We start from the raw sequence: 4,239 nt of genomic DNA, 5'->3' as shown, positions 1-4,239 counted from the left end.
GACCTAAATGCACCGAAAAGCCCGTAATTACGACACTTTCTTACTCCAACGTCTTCATTGTAGGGAACAACAGCACATCTCTAATAGCCGGTGAGTTAGTCAGCAGCATAACAAGTCTGTCAATGCCGTAACCAATTCCGCCTGTAGGTGGCATGCCTATCTCCAAAGCTCTCAGGAAGTCCTCGTCTGTGTGGTTTGCTTCCTCATCACCCTGCTTCAATGCCTCTTCCTGTGCCGCAAATCTCTCACGCTGATCTATCGGATCGTTCAGCTCTGAGTATGCGTTGCACATCTCTCTGCCTGTGATGAAAAGCTCAAATCTTTCTACATAATCAGGATTCTCAGGCTTCTTCTTTGTAAGTGGAGAAATCTCGATAGGGTGATCCATTATGAATGTAGGCTGAATAAGATGCTCCTCAACATATTCCTCAAAGAACAGGTTGAGTATGTCGCCCCTCTTGTGCCTTGCCTCGTATTCAATGTGACGCTCGTCTGCAAGTGCTTTTGCTTCTTCTGTTGTGGCTACCTGTGAGAAATCAACACCAGAATACTTCTTAACTGCGTCGATCATTGTCATTCTCTCAAACGGCTTGCCAAGGTCGATCATTACGTCACCGTATGGTACACAAGTTGTGCCGCATACCTCCTGAGCAACGTGCCTGAACATATTCTCAGTCAGATCCATCATGCCGTAGTAATCAGTGTATGCCTGATAAAGCTCCATAAGAGTGAACTCAGGATTGTGTCTTGCGTCAACACCCTCGTTTCTGAATACTCTGCCTATCTCGTATACTCTTTCAAGTCCGCCGACAATAAGTCTTTTCAGATAAAGCTCCAGAGAAATTCTAAGCTTAACGTCCTCGCCAAGTGCGTTGTAGTGTGTCTCAAATGGTCTTGCAGCAGCTCCGCCTGCATTAGATACCAGCATTGGAGTTTCAACTTCCATGAAGCCCTGTCCGTCAAGATATCTTCTGATAGATGAAATTATCTGCGACCTCTTTATAAATGTTTCCTTTACCTCAGGATTGCATATAAGGTCTGTGTATCTCTGTCTGTATCTAGTGTCCTGATCCTTCAGACCATGCCACTTCTCAGGCAAAGGCAGAAGCGACTTTGAAAGCAGTACGAACTTCTGAGCGTGAATTGATATCTCACCCATTTTTGTTCTGAATACAAAGCCCTCAATGCCAACGATATCACCGATATCGCCCTTCTTGTAATCGTCAAATTCTTCCTTGCCGATCTCGTTCATTCTCAGATAGACCTGAACCTTGTCGCTTTTATCTCTCAGGTCAAAAAAGCTTGCTTTGCCCATAAGACGTCTTGACATTACTCTGCCTGCAACGCTTACTGTTATGCGGTTTGCCTCAAGAAGCTCCTTGAGCTTTTCCTCGTCTTCGCCTGCCTGCTCCTTAAGCTCAGCCTCAAGCTTTTCATACTGTGCTTTAGCCTCGGCACAGCTTGCCGTAACGTCATACTTTGTTATCTCAAATGGATTCTTGCCCTTGGCTTTCAGCTCTTCAAGCTTGTCCATTCTTATCTTCTTTAAGCTGTTTATGTCCTCCTGAGTAAGCTCTTCCTCAGGAGCGTTTGTGCGGTTTTCCTCGCTCATTTATATTTTCCTTTCCGTGTGTTTTGTAAGTGGTCTGTTACTTTGAAATGTCGATGACCTCGAATTTCAGCAGACCGGCAGGTGTTTCAGCCTCGAAAATGTCGCCTACCTTGTGCTTGAGTGCAGCCTTGCCTATAGGTGACTCGTCAGAGATCTTGCCGTTGTCAGGGTCAGACTCAGTTGAACCTACTATCTGAAGATCCTCGATCTCGTCAAGCTCGATATCCTTTATCTTGATGATAGAGCCTACGCCTATCTCGTTTACAGAAATATCATCGTCCTCAACGACAGTTGCGTTTGAAATGAGAAGCTCTAACTCATTGATCTTTGATTCAAGGATAGCCTGCTCGTTCTTAGCCTCGTCGTACTCAGCATTCTCGGAAAGGTCTCCGAAAGAACGTGCTTCTTTAAGCTTCTGAGCGACTTCACGTCTTTTTACTGTAATGAGGTATTCAAGTTCCTCCTGCAATTTAGCATAACCTGCTTTTGAAACAGTCTTAGAAATAGCTGCCATAATTAAACACTCCTATATCAATATAATTTTATACGGGTACTATCAACTTAATATTATACACGATTTGCCCTCTTTTGTCAAGGTCGGAAGCCGTCGCAAACGGGCTTTTTTGCACCTTTGGACAGTCTGCACGATTTTACATTTTGCACAAATTTTCACCTCTGACAGCGTGTTAGGATATTGAAAATAATAATAGTATGATCTATAATTATCTTATGATAAAACAAGTTATGAAAAAACATAGGAGGAAATTTTCATGCCAAACCCCATTTTGCCTGCATGGGAGTATATCCCTGACGGCGAGCCGAGAGTTTTCGGCGACAGAGTTTATCTTTATGGCTCACATGACAGAGCCGCTCAAAGCGACTTTTGCGACTATAAACTGAAAGTCTGGTCTGCACCACTTGATGACCTTAACAATTGGGTCTGCCACGGACACAGCTTCCATACCCGTGATGACCGTGACCATAAGTCCGATACCGAGGGAATGACCGACCGCAAGCTGTTCGCTCCGGACGTTATAGAAAAAGACGGCAGGTATTATCTCTACGCCTATATAGTCGGCTCAAAGGGCGTTGTTGGCGTGTCCGATAAGCCCGAAGGTCCTTTCAAGCTCCTTTCTCAGTATAAATATGACCCTGAGGACGCAGGCGATGACGGCATTTATAATGATGCAGGCGTGCTCGTTGATGATGACGGCAGAGTGTATATTTATTACGGCTTCACAGAATCCAACTTCAACGAGATAGACCCTGCGGATATGTATACCATTAAAAAGGGAAGCTACAAAAGAGCGGTCATTGATGACAGCGACAACGCACCGCAGGAACAGCGTTTCTTTGAGGCAAGCTCCCCGAGGAAAATCGGAGATACATACTATCTTATATATTCCCCATGTGTAGGAAGCAGGCTTGCCTATGCAACCTCAGATAAGCCACAAGGCCCGTTCAAATATCGTGGATATATAATAGACAACGGCGTGGATTTCCCAGGCGGAAATGACCACGGCTCAGTGTGCAACATAAATGGTCAGTGGTATATTTTTTATCACAGAATGACAAACAATACCATAATGTCAAGACGTGCCTGCGTTGAGAAAATAGAGATTCTCCCTGACGGAACGATACCGACAGTGGAAATGACATCGCTTGGCTTTGAAGACAGCCTTGACCCTTTCAAGCCTTATCCTGCGGATATAGCCTGCGTGCTGAAAGGCGGCTGTTTTATCACCGAAAAGGACATCTTCACAAGAAGTATCGTGAACATCACCGAGGGTAATGTTATAGGCTATAAGTATTTTGACTTTGGCGAGGACTTTTCCTCAAAGACCATGAAGATAGCCCTGAAAGTCAGGGGCATGGGAACTGTTGCAAAGGTGGCGGTCTATGCTGATGACTATGAGAACAGCGAGCCTGTAGGCTATGTTGATATTGGCACAGGCGACGGAGTTTACACAGGAGTAGTCAAGTCACTCACAGGCAGACATTCTATCTATTTTGTGCCTACAGCTTTTTCAGATGAACTTGCCGATTGGATAGCAGATTATTTCAAAAACAAGCCGCTTTTTGAACTTGAAGAATTTGTATTTATGAAATAGGAGGGAATGACATGGAAAAGTTTAGGCTTATCCCGCTTCTTACTGCAGCGGTCATGGGCTGTACTGCACTGCTTGCAGGCTGTGGAAAGGGAAGCGACAGCTCTTCATCAAAGGCAGAGGAGGGCGCAAAGACCTCTGATGACGGAAGTATAAACAAAGACCTTACATCAACCGAGCTTGCAAGACTTCTGGGCAACGGCACAAACCTTGGCAACACAATGGAGGCATACGGTCATAAAAGCTATTCCGCAGACACCGACCCTGAAAGCTTTGAAACTTTCTGGGGTCAGCCTGTCACAACGGAAGAAATGATAAAGGGCATGAAAGCAAGCGGCTTTGACTCTCTCCGTGTGCCTGTGGCATGGACAAACGCAATGGAGTATGAAAAAGGCGATTACACCATAAATGAAGCCTATCTCGACAGAGTGGAGGAGATAATAAACTACGCTTTGGATAATGATATGTATGTTATCATAAACGACCACTGGGACGGAAGCTGGTGGGGAATGTTCGGCT

4 protein-coding genes are annotated in these 4,239 nt (G+C 45.0%); 2 read left to right on the top strand and 2 right to left on the bottom strand.

What is annotated here, in order from left to right; genetic code table 11:
- Window positions 1-40 precede the first annotated feature (40 nt).
- Complete coding sequence (lysS, locus tag QVO88_RS07645) at window positions 41-1,612, bottom strand: lysine--tRNA ligase (RefSeq protein ID WP_022287907.1); 1,572 nt, start codon at window positions 1,610-1,612, stop codon at window positions 41-43.
- A 37-nt stretch (window positions 1,613-1,649) separates the two neighbouring features.
- Window positions 1,650-2,126: a transcription elongation factor GreA gene (gene greA / locus QVO88_RS07640; protein ID WP_022287906.1), complete on the bottom strand. Its 477-nt coding sequence runs from the start codon at window positions 2,124-2,126 to the stop codon at window positions 1,650-1,652.
- A gap of 256 nt (window positions 2,127-2,382) precedes the next feature.
- On the opposite strand from greA, the gene QVO88_RS07635 reads away from it, so the two are divergent.
- Entirely contained in the window at window positions 2,383-3,723 is a 1,341-nt protein-coding gene (locus QVO88_RS07635; protein ID WP_022287905.1) for a family 43 glycosylhydrolase, read from the top strand.
- Window positions 3,724-3,734: 11 nt separating this feature from the next.
- Window positions 3,735-4,239, top strand: a 505-nt coding sequence (locus tag QVO88_RS07630) for a cellulase family glycosylhydrolase (RefSeq protein ID WP_288177887.1), incomplete at its 3' end; no start/stop codon positions are given.

Origin of the sequence: Ruminococcus sp. CAG:57 (assembly GCF_000435935.1) — a bacterium.
Taxonomy (GTDB): domain Bacteria; phylum Bacillota; class Clostridia; order Oscillospirales; family Ruminococcaceae; genus Hominimerdicola; species Hominimerdicola aceti.
Note: the sequence above shows the minus strand (reverse complement) of the source record. Positions and strands in the feature narration are given on the sequence as shown.

Bases quoted from the DNA above. Each gene is read 5' to 3' on its own strand.
- greA (WP_022287906.1), bottom strand. From the start codon at position 2,126: ATGGCAGCTATTTCTAAGACTGTTTCAAAAGCAGGTTATGCTAAATTG.
- QVO88_RS07635 (WP_022287905.1), top strand. From the start codon at position 2,383: ATGCCAAACCCCATTTTGCCTGCATGGGAGTATATCCCTGACGGCGAG.
- lysS (WP_022287907.1), bottom strand. From the start codon at position 1,612: ATGAGCGAGGAAAACCGCACAAACGCTCCTGAGGAAGAGCTTACTCAG.